26 protein-coding genes, 2 pseudogenes and 1 riboswitch are annotated in these 21952 nt (G+C 57.0%); of the genes and pseudogenes, 25 read left to right on the top strand and 3 right to left on the bottom strand.

Going from position 1 to position 21952, the window contains the following annotated elements; all coding sequences use genetic code 11:
- The 15 genes and pseudogenes from tolB to CVU69_06535 all read left to right on the top strand — a co-directional run bounded on the left by tolB (position 1) and on the right by CVU69_06535 (position 10715).
- A complete protein-coding gene (tolB, locus tag CVU69_06605; GenBank protein PKN12698.1) occupies positions 1-1299 on the top strand; it encodes a Tol-Pal system beta propeller repeat protein TolB in 1299 nt (432 codons plus the stop codon).
- A gap of 82 nt (positions 1300-1381) precedes the next feature.
- Positions 1382-1954 carry a peptidoglycan-associated lipoprotein gene (locus tag CVU69_06600; GenBank protein ID PKN12697.1) on the top strand — a complete coding sequence of 191 codons (573 nt, stop codon included), beginning with the start codon at positions 1382-1384 and terminating at the stop codon, positions 1952-1954.
- A 15-nt stretch (positions 1955-1969) separates the two neighbouring features.
- Complete coding sequence (gene ygbF / locus CVU69_06595) at positions 1970-2779, top strand: tol-pal system protein YbgF (GenBank protein PKN12696.1); 810 nt, start codon at positions 1970-1972, stop codon at positions 2777-2779.
- A 48-nt stretch (positions 2780-2827) separates the two neighbouring features.
- Positions 2828-4519, top strand: coding sequence for a cation/H(+) antiporter (locus CVU69_06590; protein ID PKN12695.1), 1692 nt, complete (start codon positions 2828-2830; stop codon positions 4517-4519).
- A gap of 283 nt (positions 4520-4802) precedes the next feature.
- Positions 4803-5195, top strand: coding sequence for a diguanylate cyclase (locus CVU69_06585; protein PKN12694.1), 393 nt, complete (start codon positions 4803-4805; stop codon positions 5193-5195).
- Positions 5196-5210: 15 nt separating this feature from the next.
- A complete protein-coding gene (locus CVU69_06580) occupies positions 5211-5618 on the top strand; it encodes a DUF302 domain-containing protein (protein PKN12693.1) in 408 nt (135 codons plus the stop codon).
- A gap of 9 nt (positions 5619-5627) precedes the next feature.
- Complete coding sequence (locus CVU69_06575; GenBank protein ID PKN12692.1) at positions 5628-6629, top strand: arsenite transporter; 1002 nt, start codon at positions 5628-5630, stop codon at positions 6627-6629.
- The gene (locus CVU69_06570; protein PKN12691.1) at positions 6610-6912 is read left to right on the top strand and encodes a hypothetical protein; all 303 of its coding nucleotides are present in this window, start codon (positions 6610-6612) and stop codon (positions 6910-6912) included. Before CVU69_06575 ends, CVU69_06570 begins: the two co-directional genes overlap by 20 nt.
- Before the next feature lie 18 nt (positions 6913-6930).
- Positions 6931-7335 carry an iron-sulfur cluster assembly scaffold protein gene (locus CVU69_06565; protein PKN12690.1) on the top strand — a complete coding sequence of 135 codons (405 nt, stop codon included), beginning with the start codon at positions 6931-6933 and terminating at the stop codon, positions 7333-7335.
- Positions 7336-7424: 89 nt separating this feature from the next.
- Positions 7425-8015, top strand: a complete 591-nt coding sequence (locus CVU69_06560; GenBank protein ID PKN12689.1) for an SAM-dependent methyltransferase — start codon at positions 7425-7427, stop codon at positions 8013-8015.
- A complete protein-coding gene (locus tag CVU69_06555; protein PKN12688.1) occupies positions 8012-8302 on the top strand; it encodes a molecular chaperone DnaJ in 291 nt (96 codons plus the stop codon). Before CVU69_06560 ends, CVU69_06555 begins: the two co-directional genes overlap by 4 nt.
- Positions 8303-8414: 112 nt before the next feature.
- A pseudogene (locus CVU69_06550) lies at positions 8415-8951 on the top strand (YeeE/YedE family protein).
- Positions 8948-9475: a YeeE/YedE family protein gene (locus CVU69_06545; GenBank protein PKN12687.1), complete on the top strand. Its 528-nt coding sequence runs from the start codon at positions 8948-8950 to the stop codon at positions 9473-9475. The pseudogene CVU69_06550 and the gene CVU69_06545 overlap by 4 nt, the downstream one beginning before the upstream one ends.
- 228 nt (positions 9476-9703) lie before the next feature.
- On the top strand, positions 9704-10438 hold the full coding sequence (locus CVU69_06540) for a zinc transporter (protein ID PKN12686.1): 735 nt from the start codon (positions 9704-9706) through the stop codon (positions 10436-10438).
- Between the two features lie 106 nt (positions 10439-10544).
- A pseudogene (locus CVU69_06535) lies at positions 10545-10715 on the top strand (DNA-binding protein).
- Between the two features lie 108 nt (positions 10716-10823).
- Here the strand turns inward: CVU69_06535 and CVU69_06530 are convergent.
- The gene (locus CVU69_06530) at positions 10824-11678 is read right to left on the bottom strand and encodes a universal stress protein UspA (protein PKN12685.1); all 855 of its coding nucleotides are present in this window, start codon (positions 11676-11678) and stop codon (positions 10824-10826) included.
- A gap of 14 nt (positions 11679-11692) precedes the next feature.
- Positions 11693-13174 (bottom strand): sodium-independent anion transporter, encoded by a 1482-nt coding sequence (locus CVU69_06525; protein PKN12684.1) that lies wholly within the window; start codon positions 13172-13174, stop codon positions 11693-11695.
- A 346-nt stretch (positions 13175-13520) separates the two neighbouring features.
- Between CVU69_06525 and CVU69_06520 the strand changes: the two genes are divergently transcribed.
- The 9 genes from CVU69_06520 to CVU69_06480 all read left to right on the top strand — a co-directional run bounded on the left by CVU69_06520 (position 13521) and on the right by CVU69_06480 (position 19146).
- Positions 13521-13859, top strand: a complete 339-nt coding sequence (locus CVU69_06520) for an ArsR family transcriptional regulator (protein ID PKN12683.1) — start codon at positions 13521-13523, stop codon at positions 13857-13859.
- A 52-nt stretch (positions 13860-13911) separates the two neighbouring features.
- Positions 13912-14325 (top strand): arsenate reductase, encoded by a 414-nt coding sequence (locus CVU69_06515; protein ID PKN12682.1) that lies wholly within the window; start codon positions 13912-13914, stop codon positions 14323-14325.
- Positions 14326-14328: 3 nt separating this feature from the next.
- Positions 14329-15387, top strand: coding sequence for an arsenical-resistance protein (gene arsB, locus CVU69_06510; protein PKN12681.1), 1059 nt, complete (start codon positions 14329-14331; stop codon positions 15385-15387).
- A 9-nt stretch (positions 15388-15396) separates the two neighbouring features.
- Complete coding sequence (locus CVU69_06505; protein ID PKN12680.1) at positions 15397-15609, top strand: hypothetical protein; 213 nt, start codon at positions 15397-15399, stop codon at positions 15607-15609.
- 26 nt (positions 15610-15635) lie between these two features.
- Positions 15636-16298, top strand: coding sequence for a hypothetical protein (locus CVU69_06500; protein ID PKN12679.1), 663 nt, complete (start codon positions 15636-15638; stop codon positions 16296-16298).
- 26 nt (positions 16299-16324) lie between these two features.
- Positions 16325-16530, top strand: a riboswitch (cobalamin riboswitch).
- 112 nt (positions 16531-16642) lie between these two features.
- Complete coding sequence (locus CVU69_06495; protein PKN12678.1) at positions 16643-17323, top strand: cobalamin biosynthesis protein CbiM; 681 nt, start codon at positions 16643-16645, stop codon at positions 17321-17323.
- On the top strand, positions 17320-17661 hold the full coding sequence (locus tag CVU69_06490; protein PKN12677.1) for an energy-coupling factor ABC transporter substrate-binding protein: 342 nt from the start codon (positions 17320-17322) through the stop codon (positions 17659-17661). The genes CVU69_06495 and CVU69_06490 overlap by 4 nt, the downstream gene beginning before the upstream one ends.
- Positions 17651-18418: a cobalt ECF transporter T component CbiQ gene (gene cbiQ / locus CVU69_06485; GenBank protein ID PKN12676.1), complete on the top strand. Its 768-nt coding sequence runs from the start codon at positions 17651-17653 to the stop codon at positions 18416-18418. Before CVU69_06490 ends, cbiQ begins: the two co-directional genes overlap by 11 nt.
- Positions 18211-19146, top strand: a complete 936-nt coding sequence (locus CVU69_06480; protein ID PKN12675.1) for an energy-coupling factor ABC transporter ATP-binding protein — start codon at positions 18211-18213, stop codon at positions 19144-19146. Before cbiQ ends, CVU69_06480 begins: the two co-directional genes overlap by 208 nt.
- 71 nt (positions 19147-19217) lie before the next feature.
- Here the strand turns inward: CVU69_06480 and CVU69_06475 are convergent, their stop codons facing one another.
- Positions 19218-20465 (bottom strand): hypothetical protein, encoded by a 1248-nt coding sequence (locus CVU69_06475; GenBank protein ID PKN12674.1) that lies wholly within the window; start codon positions 20463-20465, stop codon positions 19218-19220.
- 350 nt (positions 20466-20815) lie between these two features.
- Between CVU69_06475 and CVU69_06470 the strand changes: the two genes are divergently transcribed.
- Positions 20816-21877, top strand: coding sequence for a 4-hydroxy-3-methylbut-2-en-1-yl diphosphate synthase (locus CVU69_06470; GenBank protein PKN12673.1), 1062 nt, complete (start codon positions 20816-20818; stop codon positions 21875-21877).
- Positions 21878-21952 lie beyond the last annotated feature (75 nt).

Here is a 21952-nt window from a genome sequence, read left to right as displayed (position 1 = left end):
ATGAAACAAAAATGTGGACTTCTCTTCCTCGCCCTGCTCCTCTGGGGCACCACCCTGACCCCCGCAACCGCGGCCATCGTCATCAGCGGGCCGGGTCAGCAGACGATCCCTCTCGCCATCGCTCCCTCCCTCCCCCAGACAGGAGGAGTAACAACACCCATCGGCAGCGCCTTTGGCGAAACCCTGCACAACGATTTACTCATGAGCGGCATCTTCACCCTCGCCGACCCCCGCTCTTTTTTGAGTGACGCCGCCAGACCGGGGCTGTCGAGTAGCGACGTCGATTTCGCGCAGTGGCGCATCCTCGCGGTCGATGCTTTGGTCAAAAGTTCCTACAGCGTCAGCGGCAATGAACTGGTCTTTGATGCCCGCCTTTATGATGTCCCCTCCGGGAGCCTTTTGGATGGCCGCCGTTATCGCGGCCGCCCCGGCGATGAACGGCAGATGGCACACGCCTTTGCCGACCAGATCCTCAAAGTCCTGGGCGGGGAAGAAGGCGCCTTTGCCGGACGCATCCTCTTTGTCGGCAAGAAGGGAAAAGTGAAAGAGCTGTACATGATGGAGACCGATGGGCGCAATCTCCTCCCTCTCACCGCCCATCACTCGCTGGTCCTCAACCCCGACATCGCTGCCACCAGTCGCGAGGTTGTTTTCACCACCTATCGCAACGGTCGCCCGGAACTTTACCGCAAGGAGATCTATAGCGGCAGCGAAGTGAAGATCTCCGGCCGCAAAGGGGTCAATATCGGCGCTCGTTTCAGCCCCGACGGCAAATCCTTCGTCGCCTCCCTCTCCTTTGAAGGGAATGCGGAACTTTATCTTTTAGGCAGCGACGGCAGTGTGATCAAACGCTTGACTAACAACTGGGCCATCGACATCGATCCCTCCTGGTCCCCGGACGGCAAGCAGATCGTCTTCACCTCCGATCGCCTCGGCACGCCGCAGCTCTTCATCCTCGACTTGAGCAGCGGCGCGACCCGGCGCCTGGCCTATAATGGCAAATACGATACTTCCCCCACCTGGAGCCCGGATGGCGAACAGATCGCCTTTGCCCGTCTGGAAGAAGGGCGCTTCGAACTTTACAGCATCCGCCCCGACGGAAGTAACGAGCGCCGCCTGACAACGGCGGGCGGCAACAAGGAACACCCGCGCTGGAGCCCGGACGGGCGCTTTCTCGTCTATACCTCCGACAGCGGCGGCAAAGGGATCTGGGCAATGCGCGCCGACGGTGCGGACCCGCGCCGCATCTCCTCCCCCGGCCTGGAGGCAACCCACCCGGTCTGGAGCCCGCGCTGGTAAGGTGTTTTTTTTCTGTTATATTTGCTATAGTCCGACGGCTTCACTCCTCATTCACCTCAACAGAAGAAGAAAGGAACCTGCCATGTCCCGTTTCCTCCTGGCGTTATTGATGATTCTTACCCTGACCATGACCTTCGGCTGCGCGATGAAATCCGCAAAAAGCCCGACGACCGACCCCGCCCTGCAACAACAAACCTCGACCACGACAATGGACGATTCGCTCCGCGGCGATCAAGGCCAGATCCGTGAAGAAACGATCTTCGCGGCGCCGCAAACAACGATGAGGACTGAACCGTTGTCGTCGCTGGAGACACCGGTCCTTGCCGGTTTACAGGTGGTCCCATTTTCCTATGATCAGCATCTGCTCAGTGATGAAGCAAGAAACATCATCGCTGCCAATGCCGCCATCCTCAAAAAGGCAGGCAATCTGAGGTTCCGGCTGGCCGGCCATTGCGATGAGCGCGGTTCGGATCAATACAATATCGCTCTCGGCGAACGGCGGGCGGAATCCGTCCGGGCTTATCTCCTCGAACTCGGAATTGATGCGGGACGGATGGAGACGGTCTCTTATGGCGAAGAGCAGCCCCTGGATACCGGATCCGGTGAAAGTGCCTGGATGAAAAACCGCCGCGTCGAATTTATCCTCCTCCCCTAACTGCAGGATCACAGAATGACGATAAAGAACCAGACCATCATAACGACTCTCGGCGCTCTGGCGCTGCTGACTGGCGGCTGCATGCCGATGGAGCGCGAACTGCGTGTCGATCAGGATCTTCTCTCCCTGCGGGGTCGCATCTACACTCTGGAGCAGGGCATCTCAAACCAGGGGCAGAGTCGCGAAACCGTTGAACGCCAAATTGAAGGAATGGCCAGACGACAGGCCGATTTACAGGCCAGCCAGGACGCCCTGCGGGTCGAACTCCAAACCGTGCGCGGCCTGATCGATGACACCTCGGCCCGACGGCGCGAAGAGCAGGACGCTCTGCTCTTCGCGCAAAAAGATGCCGCGTTGCGCCTGGGTAATCTCGACGGTCGTCTTCTAAAAGTAGAAAGCGATCTCCTTGAGCTTCGGGCCGCCAAGGCCGCGGAGCCGACGGTAACACCGGAAATCCTTTACGAGCAGGGGCGGGATCTCATCCTCAACAAAGGGGATGTGAACAGAGGACGCGAGATCCTTGGAGAATTCATCAAGGCCCGGCCGCAAAGCGAACTCCTCCCCAACGCCTACTACTGGATCGGCGAGGGGTACTATTCGGAAAAGAACTTTGAAAATGCCATTGTGCAGTTTCAGGATGTCATCGAAAAATTTCCGACCCACCCCAAATCCAGCGCCGCCCTGTACAAACAGTCCCTCGCCTTTGAATCCATGGGAGAAGGGAAAAAAGCCGCCGCCCTGCGAAAAAAACTGATCGAGGTCTATCCCGCCTCCGACGAAGCAAAGAAAGCCAAAGAGCGTAGCAGTGAAAAGCCGAAGACCTGATTTTCGGCTTTAACCCCGGATGTGACCTCTCAAGAAAATGCTCTTGCCATGGCGTCTCTCTCTTCGCATGAAGTCACAGTCCTCTTCCTTGCCCTGGGTCTCCTGCTTGCCACGGCCCGCCTCTTTGCTGAAATAGCCAAACGCTTCAATCAACCGATGGTCCTCGGCGAGATCCTCGCCGGGGTCTTTTGGGGTCCGACGATCGTCGGCACCCTGGCGCCGCACTTCTCCAGCTATCTTTTCCCCACCCAGGGAGGCGGCGCTCTCGTCCTCGACGGGATGATGACCCTCGCCATCACCCTCTTTCTCCTCGTCGCCGGCATGGAGGTCGACCTTTCAACCCTCTGGCGACAGGGAAAGACCGCTATTGCCGTCAGCCTCGCCGGCATCATCGGCCCCTTCGGCGTTGGCTTTGCAGCGGCCTGGTTCTTTCCGCAATTCATCGGCGGACAGACGGGGGGAGAAAACACCCTGGTCTTTGCCCTCTTCATCGGCACCGCCCTGTCAATTTCAGCGCTGCCGGTGATCATCAAGACGCTGATGGATCTCAACCTTTACCGCAGCGATCTTGGCATGCTCGTTGTTGCCGCGGCGGTCTTCAACGATCTCGTCGGCTGGATCATCTTCGCTGTCATCCTCGGCATGATCGGCAAGACCAACCAGTTCAGCATCGGCACGACGATCTTTCTCACCTTGGCCTTTGCCGGCGGCATGCTGACGGTCGGTCGCTGGCTGATCAACCGCTCCCTGCCGTGGATCCAGGCGCATTCGAGCTGGCCCGGCGGCATCCTCGGTTTCTCCCTCTCCCTCGCCCTCTTCTGCGCCGCTTTTACTGAATGGATCGGCATTCATGCCATCTTCGGCGCCTTTATTGCCGGCATCGCCCTCGGCGACTCCCGTCATCTGCGCGAACGCACCCGCGCCACCATCGAACAGTTTGTCTCCTTTATCTTTGCTCCGCTCTTCTTTGCCGGCATCGGCCTCAGGGTCAACTTCGTCAAAGAGTTCGATCTGCTCCTCGTCATCACCGTCCTGATCATCGCCACCCTCGGCAAGGTCATCGGCTGCGGTCTTGCCGGGCGGATGAGCGGCATGGCGCGGCGCGAAGCCTGGGCCATGGGTTTCGGGATGAATGCCCGTGGCGCCATGGAGATCATCCTCGGCCTCCTTGCCCTGCAATACGGCCTGATCAACGAACGCCTCTTTGTCGCCCTGGTTGTCATGGCCCTGGTGACCTCGTTGATGAGCGGACCGATCCTGCAACGTGTACTCCGCCTGAAGAGGCAAAATCGCTTCACGAAATTCACCAATGGCCGGACCTTTATCAACCGTCTCCAAGCCCGCTCCCGGGCGGAAGCCGTCGCGGAACTCGCGGCCGTCGCAGCCACCGCTTGCGGCCTGGAGGCGGGCGAAATCAGCGACGGCGCCATGCTCCGCGAACAACTTATGCCGACCGGCATCGGTAACGGTATTGCCGTCCCGCACGCCCGCATGCGCGGCGTCACCGAAACCATCATCGCCGTCGGCCTCTCCGCGGCCGGGATCGATTTCGACTCCCCCGACGGGCGCCCGGCGCACGTCATTCTCCTCATCATCACTCCCACGCACGATGACGGCATGCAACTGGAAATTCTCGCCGACATCGCCAAGGTCTTTCGTAACACCGAGATCTGCCATAAAATCGTCGCGGTCGAGAGTTATACCGAATTTCTCGCCCTCACCCGCAGCTACTCCCGCTAGAAATCTTCCTTAGCCCCCCCGGAACAGCCCACGTCCGCGCAATTTCAACACTTACCAGGAAAATTTTATTTTCACGAATATATATTGACGTCAATATATACAAAACCTAAAATCAAAAAATACAGAAAGCGCACTGCTCCCGCCGGTCGCCAGAAAAATCAAGGACATCTGAAAACTTCAGGGGTGTTGCACCAATAATTCTAAAAATAAATTTATATATTGACTCCTGAATATTTCAGAAGTATTGTGTATATGCACAATACTTCTGAAAGGAGAATACACCATGAAAATCTGTTTTCCCGTCCCCGTTTCCGGTAGCAACAATCTCGAGAGTCAAGTTTACGGTCATTTCGGCTCTGCCCCCGGCTTTGTGATTGTTGACACCACCACTCGTACAATCTGCGACGTCATCAATCGTGATCAAGAACATGCGCATGGCGCCTGTAACCCGCTGCGAGCGCTAGGTGGCCAGGATGTCGATGCGATTGTGGTCGGCGGCATCGGTAACGGGGCCCTCATGGGACTGCTCAGCGCCGGATTGAAGGTCTACCAGAGCCAGGGGGGGAGCATCGGTAAGAATTTAGACCTGCTGGAGAGTAACCACCTGCTGCTGATGCAACCGGAACAGGTCTGCGGCGGTCACGGCAACGGCCATAGCTGCGGCTGCGCCCATTAACAAGGAGAGCAAACCATGCAGGCGGAGATCTTTCGGGCAGAAAGTAGTAAATCCCTTGATGATTTTATTGCAAGCCTGGCTACGACGGCCAGTCGACGCGGCTTCTTTATCCATAATGAATCGAAGATGGATATGGCTCGCACCTTTGGGCAACACGGGTTCACGATGGCGGCGGATTTCGATCTGCACATGATCCAGATCTGTAAACCGGAGAAAGCGGCCAACAGCCTCAGTCGCAACCCCGAGCGGGCCGTGCTCATGCCGAAATTTGTCGTGGTCTTCAGTCGTGACGGCCGGACCTTTATCCGTTTCCTGCGTTATTCACAGCTGATGGTCGCGGAGTTGATTGATGATGATGAATTCCCCGAATCCCTTATTAAAAGCTTCGATGAAATTGTTGCCATGATTCAGGAAGCCGTTTAGGTCGATCGTATGTGGAGATTACTTGGCCAACTAAACAAGAATCTGCTCCTGGCAATTCCGGCGATGATGGTGGCCGGTTTCGTCTTCGGTCTCGCCACTGAGCCCGCATTTCTCAAGAGCCTGATCCTCCCTTTCACATTCCTGATGGTCTACCCGATGATGGTGACCCTGAAGATTCGGGAGATCTTCACCGCCGGAGATATGCGTGCTCAGGGACTGGCCCTGCTGATCAACTTCGCTATCATTCCCTTTATCGCCCTTGGCCTGGGAATGGTTCTGCTCGGAGATCATCCTTATCTGCTCCTCGGTCTGATGCTGGCGGCGCTGGTGCCGACCAGCGGCATGACCATCTCCTGGACCGGATTCGCCAAAGGGAATCTGGCGGCAGCGGTGAAGATGACGGTCTTCGGCTTGATTCTCGGCTCGCTCGCCACCCCTCTCTACCTGAATCTTCTCCTCGGTGCCAGGGTGCCCCTCGATTTGGGGTTAGTCTTTCGTCAGATCGCCCTCGTCGTCTTTCTGCCGATGGCCGCTGGCTATGTCACGCAACAATTGTTGCTGCGCCGCTACGGTCGGGACGGTTTTGCTCAAATTACCCCGCGCTTCCCCCCCCTCTCGACCCTCGGGGTCCTCGGCATTGTCTTTATTGCCATGGCCCTCAAGGCCCGAGGATTGGCGGCGGACCCGCAACAGCTCCTCCGTCTCATCTTCCCGTTAATCCTCCTTTACGCCAGTAATTATTTCATCAGTACCGTCGTCGGCCGCCTGCTCCTCCCACGTGGCGACGCTATTGCTTTGGTCTACGGGACGGTGATGCGCAATCTTTCCATTGCCCTCGCCATTGCCATGACCGCCTTCGGGCCGGCCGGTTCCGATGCCGCGCTGATTATTGCCCTGGCCTTCATTATTCAGGTCCAATCAGCGGCCTGGTACGTCCGTTTTACCGATCGAATTTTCGGTTCGGCAGCAATCCCTCCGCTCAAGGTGATTCATGACTCCACGCCCACGTAAACCCCGCATCTGCGAATGCCCGCACCGTCCGCCGGGAAGCCAGGTCTTTAAACCCGCGGGCATTCCACTGAACAATCTTGAACACATTGAACTCCAGCAGGACGAACTGGAAGCGCTGCGACTTTGCGACAAGGAAGGCCTGACCCAAGCCGAGGCGGGAACCCGAATGGAGATTTCCCGTGGTACGGTTCAACGTCTGGTAACAAGCGGGCGACATAAACTTGTCACTGCTCTGGTCGACTGCCACGCCTTGCTGATCAAATACCCGGTAACACCAGAATAGCGCCGTTGGAGACAGGGAATGGAATACACGGATAAAGTCTGGGATCATTTCAATAATCCCCGCAATATCGGGGTGATCGAAGATGCCAACATCGTCGTTCGCGCCGGCGATCCCAGTTGCGGCGATGGTCTGCTCATCTATCTCAAGATCGCGGATGACCGGGTGATCGATTACAAGTACAAGGTCTTCGGTTGCGGCGCGGCGATTGCCACCTCCTCGATCGCCAGTGAACTGACCATGGGTAAAACCTTGGACGAAGTCCTGGCAATTTCTCCCGCAACGATTGCCGATGCCCTGGGTGGTCTGCCGAACAACAAGATGCACTGCTCCAATCTCGCCTCCAGCGCCCTGCGCACCGCGGTCATGCATTATAGGGCCAAACTGGAAGAAGAAGCGGCAATTCCTCCCGCAACAAAAGCGTAGCGAATTGCGCTAAACTTTATAACGAGGCTGGCTGGCAACTAAGCAAAGGCGCTTCGCGCTATTTTCTCAACCATAATGGAAAAATCAACATGAACTGGGATGAACGTTACGCCTGTGACGATTATATCTATGGGAAAGAACCGAATGACTTTCTCCGCTCCTGCGCAGGAAAGATCCCCGCCGGTAAAGTGCTGACGCTGGCGGAAGGGGAAGGCCGCAATGCTGTCTATCTGGCAGCACAGGGATATGAAGTCACGGCAGTCGACAACTCCAGTGTCGCCCTTGAAAAGGCGCGACAACTGGCAGCAGAGCGCAACGTCAGTATCACCACGATCCATGCAGATCTGGGCGACTTTACGATCGAAGCGGACGAATGGGAAGGTATAATCTCCTGCTTCTGCCATCTCCCCGTGACGTTGCGCGCCTCCCTGCACCAGGCGGTTGTACGAGGACTCAAGCCTGGCGGGATGCTCGTTTTTGAAGGGTTCAGTAAAGAGCAGCTTTCCTACGGAACCGGTGGCCCCCAATCTCTTGACCTGTTAATGAAATTGGAGGAACTCCAGCAAGAACTTGTCGGGCTGAAATTTGTCCATGCGGTTCAAGTCGAACGGGAAGTGCGCGAAGGCCTTGGCCATACTGGTCTGGCTGCTGTCGTGCAGTTACTGGGGATCAAACCATGACCTATACCGACCTGCAAGAAGCACTTCGGGTGCTTGAACTGGAGGAGCGGGTGACTCTCAAGGAGATCAAGACTCGACACAAAGAGCTGGTGAAACGCTACCATCCCGATACCGGTAACACCGACGAGCCAGAGAAGATCCGCCAGGTGAATGCCGCCTATCAAATTGTTCTGGAGTACGTTGCCTTGTATCATTTCTCCTTTTCCAGAGAAGAGTTCTACGAGCAGAACCCGGAAGAACGGCTACGGCAGCAATTTGCCGATGACCCGGTGTGGGGAAGGAAATAGCGCGGCTCATCAAATCTTGCCAGACAGTCTGAGCGGTCGCGGTAATCAGCTTTACATTTGCTGACAAATTGCTATTATTTTAATAAAAATTTTCAATGAAAAGGAGAAGTCGATGAGACGTTCTGCTGAAGATGAAAACGATGGCGGCTGGAACCCTTACCTGGCAGGTGCTCTCTCCGGCCTGGTTTCTGTAATTTCGGTGGGGGTTGCCGGCAAATTCCTCGGTGCGTCGACTAGCTTTGTCCGTGCGGCGGGGATGGTGGAAAAGGTGATTGCGCCGGAGCATATGAGCCGGCTTGACTACTTCATCAAGACCGCACCGAAGATTGACTGGCAGTGGATGTTTGTAGTCGGCATCTTTATCGGCGCCCTGATTGCATCTCTCACCTCAGGGAGCTTTCGCTGGCAGGCCCTGCCCGATATGTGGCAGGAACGCTTTGGCAGTAACAGCCGCGGCAAGAGAGCCCTATTTGCCTTTTCCGGCGGAACGATTGCCATGTTTGGGGCGCGGCTTGCCGATGGCTGACCAAGCGGCCATGGGCTGAGCGGTTCGCTCCAGCTAGCGGTTAGTGGTCTTATCTCTCTTATCTGTTTCTTCATCGGGGGAATGATAGTCGCCCACCTTATTTACGGGAGGAGATCATCATGAAGATGCTCATCTACGGTCTCCTGACCGGAATTGTCTTTGGCTTTCTGCTGCAAAAAGGACGGGTCCTTCGTTACGACAAACAACTCGGGGCGCTGCGATTACAGGACATGACCATTATTAAATTCATGCTCAGCAGCGTTCTGGTCGGCATGGTCGGCGTCTATCTGCTCGTCGACCTGGAGATGGCCAAGCTCAGCATCAAAACGACCATTCTCGGCGGCAACATCATCGGCGGCCTGATCTTCGGTCTTGGCTGGGGCCTCCTGGGCTATTGTCCCGGCACCTCAGCCGGCGCTCTCGGTGAGGGCCGCTGGGATGCGGTCTGGGGGATTCTCGGTATGGTATGTGGCGCGGCTCTTTTTGCAGAGGCTTTTCCCTTGATGAAAGAGACTGTCCTGACCTGGGGTAACCTTGGCAAAGTGACGATACCGCAACTGCTCGGAATCAACCACTGGCCGATCATCATCATCTGCGTCGTTGGCGGCATTTTCCTTTTCCGTTTTCTCGAAAAAAAACATCTTTAATTTGAATTGTTGTTGTCTCGATTTCAAAAGAGGACTCAGCGTTTTTTGCTGAGTCCTCTTTTGATTTGCCGCAGGTTTGCGTTTGACTCAACTAATATCGGTGCTAGGTTTTAACCAGCAACCCGACGCCGTTTTCAGTTTGGCTTGTGCGCAGCAGCCCGTGCCGCTCTGGCGGAACAGGGACAGGGGAAGTGAATGTCGCAAACTATGACGGGCAGAGAAACAATCATGTTGAGCTGGATACTTTGTGGTGGTTTTTTGATGAGCGCAATCGCCATGGTCGGCGGCTTGACGACCCTGATCAAGCCCGCCACCCTGGAACGCTTACTTTTGCCCTTGGTCGCGCTCGCCGCCGGGACGCTTATCGGTGGTGCCTTCTTTCACATGATTCCTCAAGGGATGGAAGTACTTTCTCCCCTGACCGGAGCCGCCTGGCTGGTCTGCGGTTTCTCCGTCTTTCTCGCTCTCGAGCAGTTTATTGATTGGCACCATAGTCACAATGCGACCCCATCCGGGCGGAAGCCGGTCACCTACCTGATTCTTATTGGCGATGCCGTTCATAACTTCCTCGGCGGACTTGCCATCGCCAGCACATTTTTGATCGATCCCCGGGCGGGGATTATCGCCTGGTTTGCAGCAGCGGCTCACGAAGTGCCGCAGGAACTCGGCGACTTCGGCGTCCTTGTCCATGGCGGTTGGCCCCATCGCCGTGCCCTCCTCTGGAATTTCATCTCGGCATTGACGTTTCCCCTTGGTGCCGTCCTCGCTTATCTCGCCGCGCAGCGCTATGAGGTGGCGGGGTTGGTACTCTTTGGCGCAGGAAACTTCATTTACATCGCCGCCTCGGATCTGATCCCCGAAATAAAGTCACAAGGAAGACTGCGAAACGCGCTGACGCATTTCTCCTGCTTTCTCACGGGCCTGTTGCTGATGTTTAACCTGGCGTATTGGTTCCACGAATAAGGGGCGATCAGACCCTCTTGATCACCTTGTTCACTACAATAAGGAGCGGGTCCCAACCTAAAGAAAAAGACGGGTTATAACTCACCCGTTTTCCTCATCTCGTGACAAGCGGCTCGATGATCACATTGAAAAAGGGAATACCATCGAGGTCAAAGACTCGCGGGTGACAGTGGCCGGGAAGCCGGCGATCATCGCGGCGGAGGTAAAAAAGGGAGATGCCTTGCTCCATCTCCGCGACGCCGACGGAATTCCCGTGTGGAGCGGATGGAGAAGGTAGGGGGAGAAGCAATGGAAACAGTAACTGGGGGCGTATGTCTTTTCTGATGCTGAGTTCCGCGGGCCCGGATTATTTCCCCTTTGCCTTTCTGTCCAGAAAATTGTCTCGTCAGCGCAGCAGCAACAGCGGAACAGTAGAATTGCGAATCATCGCCGTGGTGGTGCTGCCGATCAATAGTTGGCGGATCCGTGAGTGGCCGTAGGCGCCCATGATCATCAGGTCAATCTCCTCCTTTTGCTGGTAAGCGGTCAAGACCTGTTCCGCCTCGCCGGGAAGGATCACAGCCAGCGCTTCAAACCCGGCCTCTTCCAGGGTTTGACGGGCATGGGCCAAATGGCCGCGGGCATCGACCGTGTCGGCGCCGACCATGACCAGATGACAGGGCAACCCCTTAAACATCGGGCTGGCCGCGACCATCTCGACCCCCTTGCGGGTGGTGGCACTGCCATCAAAGGCGAGCATGATCCGTTGCGGGGTGCGGAAGGTGGCGGTCGTCACCAGAATCGGGCGATGCATGGCGCGAATCACCCGTTCGAGATGACTCCCGAGGTGCTCGGTAGCAATCTCCGCCGATGAGCCGCGTTTGCCGAGGACCAGGAGGCGAATCCCCTCTTCGAGTTCGATCAGGGTGTCGACCAACTCGCCATGGCGCTGGCGTCCTTCGGGCTCGGCAAAACCAGCGGCGCGGGCGCGCTCTTTGGCGGCGGCGAGCATCTGGCGCCCCTGTTCCTGAGCGAGTTTGCCGCGCTGCTCGTCGAGGGAGGCTATCTCTTCAAGGAGGGCTTCCTGAGCACCAAAGCCGATGCTGCCGCTGAGATCGGCCAGACGATCATCACGCACTTTGTTCATCACCCGCAAAAAGATCAGGGGGGCGTCGAGACGCAGGGCCGCCCAGGCCGCATAGTCACAGACAGCCGAAGAATAGGTGGAACCGTCGATACAAGCCAGTACAGTTGTCTTCATACGCTCTCTCCCGGTTAGTGGCCCATCAGACGCTCGATCGCATCGGGTTTATCGTGAATGGCAAAACGGTCAACCATGGTGGCGCTCGCTTCGTTGAGCCCGAGAATCTCGACCTCGGCCCCTTCGCGCCGGAACTTCAGGATCACCTTGTCGAGGGAGCTGATCGCGGTAATATCCCAAAAATGCGCTCGGCGCAGATCGATCTGCACCTTTTCCAACGCTTCCTTGAAGTCGAAGGCGGCGATGAACTGTTCGGACGAGGTGAAGAAGACCTGGCCGATCACGTCATAATGCCGGGTCGAGCCCTCGTCCCACAAAGTGGAACTGACATAGAAGATACGACTGATCTTGTGGGCAAAGAAGAGGGCGCTGAGGAGGACGCCGACCAGTACCCCCTTGGCGAGGTCGTGGGTCGAGACGACGACCAGGACGGTGGAGATCATGACCAGACTCGAACTCTTGGGATGGGTGCGCAGATTGCGAATCGATCCCCAACTGAAGGTGCCGATCGAAACCATAATCATCACCGCCACCAGCGCGGCCATGGGAATGCGCGCCACCCAATTGCCGAGAAAGACGACCATGAGCAGGAGGAAGAGGCCGGCCAGCAGGGTCGACAGTCGCCCGCGCCCCCCGGATTTGATGTTGATCACCGATTGTCCGATCATCGCACACCCGGCCATGCCGCCGAGAAAGCCGGCCGCGATATTGGCGACGCCCTGACCGACGCATTCGCGATTTTTATTGCTCGGTGTATCGGTAAGATCATCGATAATCGTCGCGGTCATCATCGATTCGAGGAGACCGACCACCGCCAGGGTCGCGGAAAAGGGGAAGATGATCGCCAGGGTGGTCAAGTTCAGCGGCAAATCCGGGAGGAGGAAGATCGGCAAACTGTCGGGGAGCGCCCCCATGTCTCCGACCGTACGCACATCAATCCCCATAGAGATGGTGATCGCGGTCAAAACGACGATGCAGACCAGCGGCGAAGGGATCGCTTTGGAGATATAAGGGAAGAGGTAGATCAAGGCGAGTCCGGCCGCGACCATGGCATAGACCTGCCAGCCGACATCGGTGAGTTCGGGAAGTTGGGCGATAAAAATAAGGATCGCTAGGGCATTGACGAAGCCGGTCACCACCGAGCGCGACACAAAGCGCATCAGCGCCCCGAGGCGGAGCGTCCCCGCCAGAATTTGCAACAGACCGGTGAGGACCGTCGCCGCCAGCAGATATTGCAGTCCATAGTTCTTGACCAGAAGCACCATGACCAGGGCCATGGCGCCGGTCGCGGCGGAGATCATCCCCGGTCGTCCACCGGCAAAAGCAGTGATCACGGCAATACAGAAGGACGCATAAAGACCGACCTTGGGATCCACCCCGGCGATGATCGAAAAGGCAATGGCTTCGGGGATGAGGGCCAGGGCAACGACCATCCCAGCCAGGGTGTCGCCGCGCAGATTGGAAAACCAATCGGCACGAATTGTTTGCAATGTCATGAGTATCCTTCAAAAAATGAGGGGGGACAGGCACGCCAAATTAAGGACATGCCGACGAAGAGGGCGGTATCTGGTTACACCGGAAGAATAGTTTAGCTGGCGAAGTTCAGGGCGAAATCAGACGAAAGGGGGGGCTCGACAGTGGAAAAATCTGGCAGTACGAAACGCGGACAAGAAGAAAAAATGTACTGAGGGCAGAAATTCATCGGAGCAAAGTACAGAAGGAGAGGGGCGAAGTCAAGGTTCAGCAGATCAGGTTCAGCAGATCTGCTGTCAGCTGTTCGCTGGGAAGTGCAGATATAAACTGCGGTTGACAATATCCGCACAGGCAGATATGGTTTGGCCCATGAAAAATCACGTCCAGCACTTCAAGGCTCTCGCCGACGAAACCCGGCTGCGTATCCTCATGCTCCTTTATGTGGAAGGCGAACTCTGTGTCTGCGACCTTATCGCCGCCCTCCTTCTGCCGCAATCGACCGTCTCCCGTCATCTCGCCTATCTGAAAAGATCGGCCATGGTCTGCGACCGCCGCGAAGGTCTCTGGATCTACTACTCTATTGATCGCAGCAATCAACTCATGGAAGAGCTGGAGCCTTTTCTGCGTAAGAGTCTGCCGGAATCTTCTGTCTTTGCCAGTGATCAGAAACGTTTGATCACTTACCGTAAAAAGAATAACTGTGCCTAAGCAATCCCCACGTTATTGATCCAGGCCGATATTGTCATGAAAGGTTATCACCATGAAAAAGCGCGTTCTCTTCCTTTGTACGCATAACTCCTGCCGTTCACAGATGGCGGAGGGGCTTATCAACCATTTTCTTGGCGACCGCTACAAGGCCTTCTCCGCCGGGACCGAAGCAACCAGGGTCAATCCCCGCGCCATCACGGTGCTGCAGGAACTCGGCATCGACATCTCCGGCCAGCGTTCCAAGACTCTCGACGAGTTCGCCGCCGAGCGCTTCGATTATGTCATCACCCTCTGCGGCGATGCCCACGAGCGCTGTCCCCTCTTCTTCGGCGGCGTTGAACGCCTCCACATCGGCTTTCACGACCCCACCGGGGCGGGCGGCAATGAGGAGGAGATCCTGGCGCAATTCCGCCGGGTGCGGGACGACATCAAGGCAACGCTGGTTGAATATTTAGGGGGGAAGTAGACGTTGAACGGAAGCGAAAATATCGCCCATAAACTCTCTTTTCTCGACCGTTGGCTGACCTTCTGGATCTTCGCCGCCATGGCCCTCGGCGTCGGATTCGGCTACTTCCTCCCCGGCACCGAAGCCTTTATCAACCGTTTCCAGGTCGGCACCACCAATATCCCCATCGCCATCGGCCTGATCCTGATGATGTATCCCCCCTTTGCCAAGGTGAAGTATGAGGATATGCCGCAGGTCTTCAAAAACAAGAAGATCCTCGCCATCTCACTGGTGCAGAACTGGGTGATCGGCCCGGTTCTGATGTTTGCGCTGGCGGCGCTGCTGCTGCCGGACAAGCCGGATTACCTGATCGGACTGATCATGATCGGTCTGGCGCGCTGCATCGCCATGGTCATTGTCTGGAATGATCTGGCCAAGGGGAATACCGAATACGCCGCTGGACTGGTCGCCTTTAACAGCCTCTTTCAGGTCTTTTTTTACAGCATTTATGCCTGGTTCTTCATCACCGTCCTGCCCCCAATGGTGGGACTGCAAGGGATGGAAGTCAATATCAGTATCGGCCAGATTGCCGAGAGCACCTTTATTTACCTCGGCATCCCCTGTCTGGCCGGCGCCCTGACCCGCTTTATCGGCGTGAAGGTCATGGGCAAAGAGCGTTATCACCGCGAGTTCGTCCCGAGAATCAGCCCGCTGACTTTGCTCGCCCTCCTCTTCACCATCGTCGTCATGTTCAGCCTCAAGGGCAATCTGATCGTCCAGTTACCCTTTGACGTCGTGCGCATCGCCATCCCGCTCGCCATCTACTTTGTCGTCATGTTTCTGGTCTCCTTCTGGATGGGGAAAAAGCTGGGGGCCGACTACAGCAAGACCACCACCCTGGCGTTCACCGCCGCCAGTAACAACTTTGAACTGGCGATTGCCGTGGCAATTGCCGTATTCGGCCTCAATTCCGGCGCTGCTTTTGCGGCGGTGATCGGGCCGCTGGTGGAAGTGCCGGTGATGATCGGTCTGGTCCATGTCGCCTTCTGGTTCCAGCGCCGCTGGTTTGCGACCAGAGAATAAAGGGAGAGCATGAAAAGTCTGCTTGAGTATCAAATCCTCATTCCGTTAGTATTGCTCCTTGGCTTTGCACCTTTTGTTCCTCAGCCGCATATCGTTGAGAAGATCGCGATGCTACTGGCAGGGACACTAAAAAAACCGATCGATATCTTTGACCTGTTCTGGCACGCCTGGCCGTTTGTGCTGCTGGCTTACCGGGTTATCCAGGACCTGCGCGCGAAATAGCTCTCCCCGGGAGGGAAAAAGACCAGATGCAGCAGCAAATCGAACCGACCAGGCAACTTGCCGCCCTGTATGCCCGCGCTAGCTGGCTGGCCGTCTTCACCATCATTTACAATATCGGCGAGGGACTGCTCTCGATCTGGCTCGGTGCCGCCGATGAAACCCTGGCCCTCTTTGGTTTCGGCGTCGACTCCTTTATCGAGGTCATCTCCGCGGTCGGCGTCTGGCACATGCTGCGCCGCATCCGCGCCAACGACGGCAAGACCCTGGATGCCTTCGAACAGCGGGCGCTGCGCATCACCGGCGGAGCCTTCTATCTCCTCACTGTCGGCCTGATCGCCTCGGCCGGAATTAATCTTTATACCCAGCACCAGCCGGAGACGACCATCTGGGGGATCGTCATCTCCCTCGGCTCGATCTCGTTCATGTGGTACCTGATTGCGCAGAAGACCAAGGTCGGCCGGGCATTGTCTTCGCCGGCAATCCTGGCTGATGCGGCTTGCTCAAAGGCCTGTTTGTCTCTCTCGCTCGCTCTCCTCCTTTCCAGCCTCGGCTACGAACTGACCGGTATCGGCAGTCTCGATGCTATCGGTGCACTGCTGATTGCCTGGCTGTCCTGGCGCGAAGGGCGGGAAGCTTTTGACAAAGCACGCGGACTGGCGTGCAGCTGCAGTGGCGGCTGCAAGGGGTGATCTGCGTATCACCCCTTGACAGCCAGGGCGCACGATTGCTATAAAGCTCCACATAATCAAACGAATGGACGCGTGGAAGAGGAGTGCAAGACTCCCGCTGCCCCGCAGCCGTAATGGGAACGAAAGCCCGCCCGGACGATCAAGTTCGGGAATCACCACTGGGACAACTCCTGGGAAGGTGGGCAAGTAGGTCGCCCAGAGCCGGAATACCGCCCCATTCGCATACTTCGCGGGAGGTCTCCATCCATGCCACAGTTGTCACTTTTCTTTGTTCTATCCCCCTCGACATCGTCCTTGACCGCCACCAGCCCCCTGTACGCTCCTTTCTCCGGGAGGGGCTAAAGATGCATATCATGGAAGGGTTCCTGCCGGCGACGCACGCTGTCACCTGGGGCGCTGTTGCCGTTGTCTGTGTCGGCGTTGGCCTGCGTTCGATTAACAAAGCCGTCAAAGAGCAGCCTGAAGTCAAGATGCTCCTCGGCGTTGCGACCGCCTTCACCTTTATCCTCTCGGCCCTGAAGCTCCCCTCCCTCACCGGCAGCTGTTCACATCCGACCGGCACCGGCCTCGGCGCCATCCTTTTCGGACCGTTGGCGATGGCACCGGTCGCGGCGATCGTCCTCCTTTTTCAGGCGCTCCTCCTCGCGCACGGCGGCTTGACGACCCTCGGCGCCAATATCTTCTCCATGGGAGTGGTCGGGCCGCTGGTCGGTTACGGCATTTATCGCCTCGGAAAAAAGCTGGACCTGTCCCTCAGCTTGACGGTCTTTGCTGCAGCCAGCCTGGCCGATCTGGCGACCTACGGCACCACCGCCCTGCAGCTGGCTTTGGCCTTTCCGGATCCCTTGGGTGGCATCAGTGCCTCTCTGCTCAAATTTCTCGGCGTCTTTGCTGTCACCCAGATCCCCCTGGCACTCAGCGAAGGATTTCTCACCGTCCTCATCTTCAACTTCATGCAAAAGTACAGCGGCAACGAACTTGCGCAACTCGGTTTTCATCTCACCCGCAGCGAGGGACGGTTATGAGCGGAACATTGAAGAACTCATTACTCCTGGCCGCGTTCGTCCTCCTCACCCTCGTCCCGCTGCTGACCGTCAAAACCCCCGGGGTCGGCTCCGACAGAGGGCAGATTGAGATCTTTACCGGGACGGATAACCAGGCACAAGGAGTCATCGAGAAGATTGCTCCCGACTATCAGCCGTGGTTCGAGTCGCTCTTTACCCCCCCCAGCGGCGAGATCGAAAGCCTTCTCTTTGCGTTGCAGGCGGCCCTTGGCGCTGGCGTCATCGGTTATTATGCCGGATATGTGCGGGGAAAAAGAACCACACCCTCTCCGGCCAACGTGAACGACCGTGCGCATTGACTCCTACGCGCACGGCAATCGCTGGCGACAGATTCACCCCGGGGTCAAAGGACTGCTGGTTCTTTTGACCCTGATTGCGGCACTGCTCAGTCGTCATCCCACCATTCCGCTACTGATCGCCCTGAGCATAAGCAGCCTGACCCTCTTTGGCGCCGGCATCCCCTGGCGCGGCTACCTGCGTTTGCTGGCCGTGCCGCTCGTTTTTCTGGGCTGGAGCTCTCTCCTGCTCCTCGTCACCTTCTCGCCAACCTCCCTCCCCTTGCTGCAGCTACCGGCCAGCGAACTGACGATCGGCCTGAACCTCTCCGAACTCCCTCTGGTGCAACTGGTCTTTTCCCGCTCCCTCGGAGCCCTCTGCACCCTCCTCTTTTTCGCCCTGACAACACCGTTGAGTGAAATCGCCGGACTGCTGCGAACGCTCGGACTCCCCCGCCTCTTTGTCGAACTGATGGTCATCGCTTATCGCCAGATCTTTATCCTCCTTGATGCCTTCAGCCAGATCCACACGGCCCAGGAAGCCCGCCTCGGTTATCGCTCATTTAAGGTTTCATGGCGCTCAACCGCCGAACTCGCCGGCAATATCCTCATCAAGACCATCGTGCGCGCCCGCCACAATCATCAGGCCTTGCTGGCGCGGGGCTACGATCAGGAACTGCGCTTTTTGAGTCCGCACCGGCACTTGTCGCGGTGGCAGCTTCTCGGCGCCGGAACCCTGGGATGGACCTTTATTCTTTTGGCCTGGCAGGTACAGCCATGAGCACGGCCATCCTTTCCCTGCAAAACGTCACCTTCACCTATCCCGGTGCCGTGACCGCCCTGAAAGATCTCTCCGTCACTTTTGCCCGCGGCCAGCGCACCGCCGTCATGGGGCGCAACGGCTCGGGAAAGACCTCGCTCTTTGCCCTGCTCAATGGCTTGCAGCGACCGCAAAGCGGCGAAATCCTCTTTGCCGGCAACCGCCTGCGCTACGACAGGGCTAGCCTTTTGCAACTGCGACAGGCCGTCGGCATGATCTTTCAGGATCCCGACCACCAACTCTTCTCCGCCAGCCTTTACGAAGATGTCTCCTTCGGCCCGATGAATCTCGGCCTGCCGGAAGTGGAAGTCCGCAGCCGCGTCGAACGCGCCCTGGAACTCCTTGACCTCACGGCTCTATTGGAGCGCCCGGTTCACGACCTCTCCTACGGCCAGAAAAAACGCGCCTGCATTGCCGGCATCCTCGCCATGCAGCCCGAAGTCATCGTTCTCGATGAACCCTTCGCCGGCCTCGATGCAATCATGACTCACGACCTCATTGCCACCCTCAACGACCTTGGAGAGCACGGCGTCACCCTGATCATCGCCACGCACGATGTCGACTTTGTTCGCAACTGGGCAGAGGAGATTATCGTCCTACGGGAAGGAGAGCTTCTAAGGCAAGGGGTAGCAATTGAGGTACTGCAGTGTAATGTTGTGCAAAGGGAACTGGGGGTCACGCGAAAATAAAGCGGTAGGAGAGAGTGTTTCCAGACAAGCGCCCCGAACACACAACGTGTTCGGGGCGCTTGTCTCGTAACCTATTTAAACCTATTTAGAGGCGCTGCAATAATAACAATGCGGCGATTCTGCTGTCGGCCTTCCTGTGTACTATTATCGGCGATGGGAGAGTTCTCCCCGAAACCACGGGCATCGAGCAGGAAAGCTGGAATCCCCATTCTTTCTACCAGATAGGCTTTGACATTTTCTGCGCGCTGGGCAGAAAGCCTCATATTACTCGCATCACTGCCAACGCTGTCGGTGTGTCCTTCGATGATAAAGCGCTGGCCGGGGCGAGCCTTGATAAAATCAGCTATCCTCTGCAGCTCTGCAGTAAATTCAGAGCGGACTTCATACTCGTTCGACGGGAAATCCAGATAAAAAGTCATCACCGGTTCAGGTAATGCAGTGACGAGAGAGACTTGCGCCGGACAGCCGCGGGCATCAACTACAGTCTTGGCCGGGGTGTCAGGACAAACGTCCAGAGCATCAACCACGCCGTCACGATCCGTATCGATCACGACCGGACAGCCTTTTGCATCGACGGCGATGCCAGCGGCAGTGCCAGGACAGAGGTCAAGATTGTCAGCGACACCATCTCCGTCGCTGTCCGCAATTTTCTCCGGAGCTTCCGGCAAAGGACAGCCCGTTTCATCCACAGTTACGCCGGTCCGTGTGTCAGGGCAGCGATCGATGGCGTCGGCGACACCGTCAGCGTCGCGGTCTGTGATTACCGCTGCCTTCGGCGCTCCGCCGAATTGAAAAGAGACGCCGGCGGTAGCAGCCAGCAGGTTGTAATAATCACGCTTCTTGTCGACATCACGAACATTGATGTCAAGCAAATGTTTCAGGTCAAGACGCAGCGCCACATCTTCGGACAGGAAGTATTTAACACCAACGCCATAGCCGGCGAGCAGGTCTTCGTCATCCTCCAGTTGAATCCCGCCGAGCGCGACAGAGAGATAAGGGACCAGACGTTCCTGCGGACGAAAGTGATAAAGCAGGTCAAGGTGCGCCGCGGTAATCATGGCGTCATCTCCGCCCGCCTTTTGGTCCGTGCGGGTAAAAGTCAATACGCCTTCTGCGCCCCAGTGGCTGTCAAAATTGTAGCCGAGGGCAAGACCACCAGTAGGACCGGACTCAAGATTCTGATTTCCTTCAAAGACCATCACCCCCGCTTGCGGCGTCAAGGTAAATGTGCCGGGACGGTTAGTCGCTGTGGCGTTTCCGGCAACCAGAAGAGCCAGTCCCCCGGCAAGTAAAGAAATTTGGCAGTATCTCTTGAACATATCTGACTTCCCCTTTTTTTCACTGAATTAAAAATGATCACCAGCGCCACCCGCCGGCCAGGAGACGGGGTACCCGTACCTACGTTAAAACTAAAAAACACAATAGAGAAACAATTTTTATTCTCTACCAGCATTCCATCTAAATTTCAAGAAAATAGGAGACTTCACTTTATTCCCCGACTGGCGGAATATATGCAGGCGGCACATTAATCTTCACAAGTCCTCCCCTGACAAAACACTACCAACTGATACGGATTTCACCACCATTCGACCCAACGAAAAGACTTTTGTTCGTTGCTCATCGGCTACCACTGCGCTACACTGTCGAGTAATTATAAGGAGCCTTTCACATGCCCCGTCTCACCCGCCAGATACACATCGGGAATGTTGCCATTGGCGGCAACGCCCCGGTTGCGGTGCAGTCGATGACCAATACCGATACCCGCGATGTGGTTGCCACCCTTGCCCAGATTGTCCGCCTTGCGGCAGTCGGTTGCGAGATCATCCGCTGTGCTGTTCCTGATCAACAGGCGGCTGAGGCGCTGACGGCTATCTGCCGGGATTCGCCCCTGCCGGTCATCGCCGATATCCACTTCGACTACAAACTCGCACTTTCCTCCCTTGCCAGCGGCGTTGCCGGCCTGCGTCTCAATCCCGGAAATATTGGTGAACGCTGGAAGGTCGAGGAAGTCGTGGCTGCCTGCCGCGAAAAACAGATTCCGATCCGTATCGGCGTCAATGGCGGCTCGCTGGAGAAGGAACTTCTCGTCAAATACGGTCATCCGACCGCCGAAGCAATGGTAGCCAGTGCTCTCGGCCATATCCACACCCTCGAAGAGCTCAACTATCGAGAGATCAAGGTCAGCCTCAAAGCCTCGAATATTCAACGCACCGTTGAAGCTTACCGCCTCCTTGGGTCGCAGGTCGACTACCCGTTGCACATCGGCATTACCGAAGCCGGGACGACCTGGGCGGGGACGATCAAGAGCAGTGTCGGCCTCGGCATCCTCCTTTACGACGGACTCGGTGAGACCTTGCGTGTCTCCCTCACCGGCGATCCGGTGGAAGAGGTCAAGGTCGGCTGGGAGATCCTCAAGAGCCTCGGGCTCCGCCAGCGCGGCCCGACCTTTGTCAGCTGCCCGACCTGCGGCCGCTGCCAGATTGATCTCATTCCTGTCGCCGAAGAGGTGGAGCGGCGCCTCGCTGATCTACCGGCCGCGATCACCGTGGCGGTGATGGGCTGCGCGGTCAACGGCCCCGGGGAAGCGCGGGAAGCGGATATCGGCATCGCCGGCGGCCGGGGAGAAGGTCTGCTTTTTTGTAAAGGAGAGATCATCGCCAAGGTGCCGGCTGCGCAGCTCGCCGATGTTCTCGTTGCAGAAGCACGTAAGCTGGCCAGGGAACGAGTGTAGATTGCCGATGAGAAACTTTTCACCCCGAATTAGAGCAGACTTCTTGCCGACGTTGCTGCTCCGACGGTGGCGCTG

The organism is Deltaproteobacteria bacterium HGW-Deltaproteobacteria-4, assembly GCA_002841765.1.
Lineage (GTDB): Bacteria > Desulfobacterota > Desulfuromonadia > Desulfuromonadales > UBA2197 > UBA2197.
The sequence above is the reverse complement of the archived record's forward strand: the minus strand, read 5'-3'. Positions and strand labels throughout refer to the sequence as shown.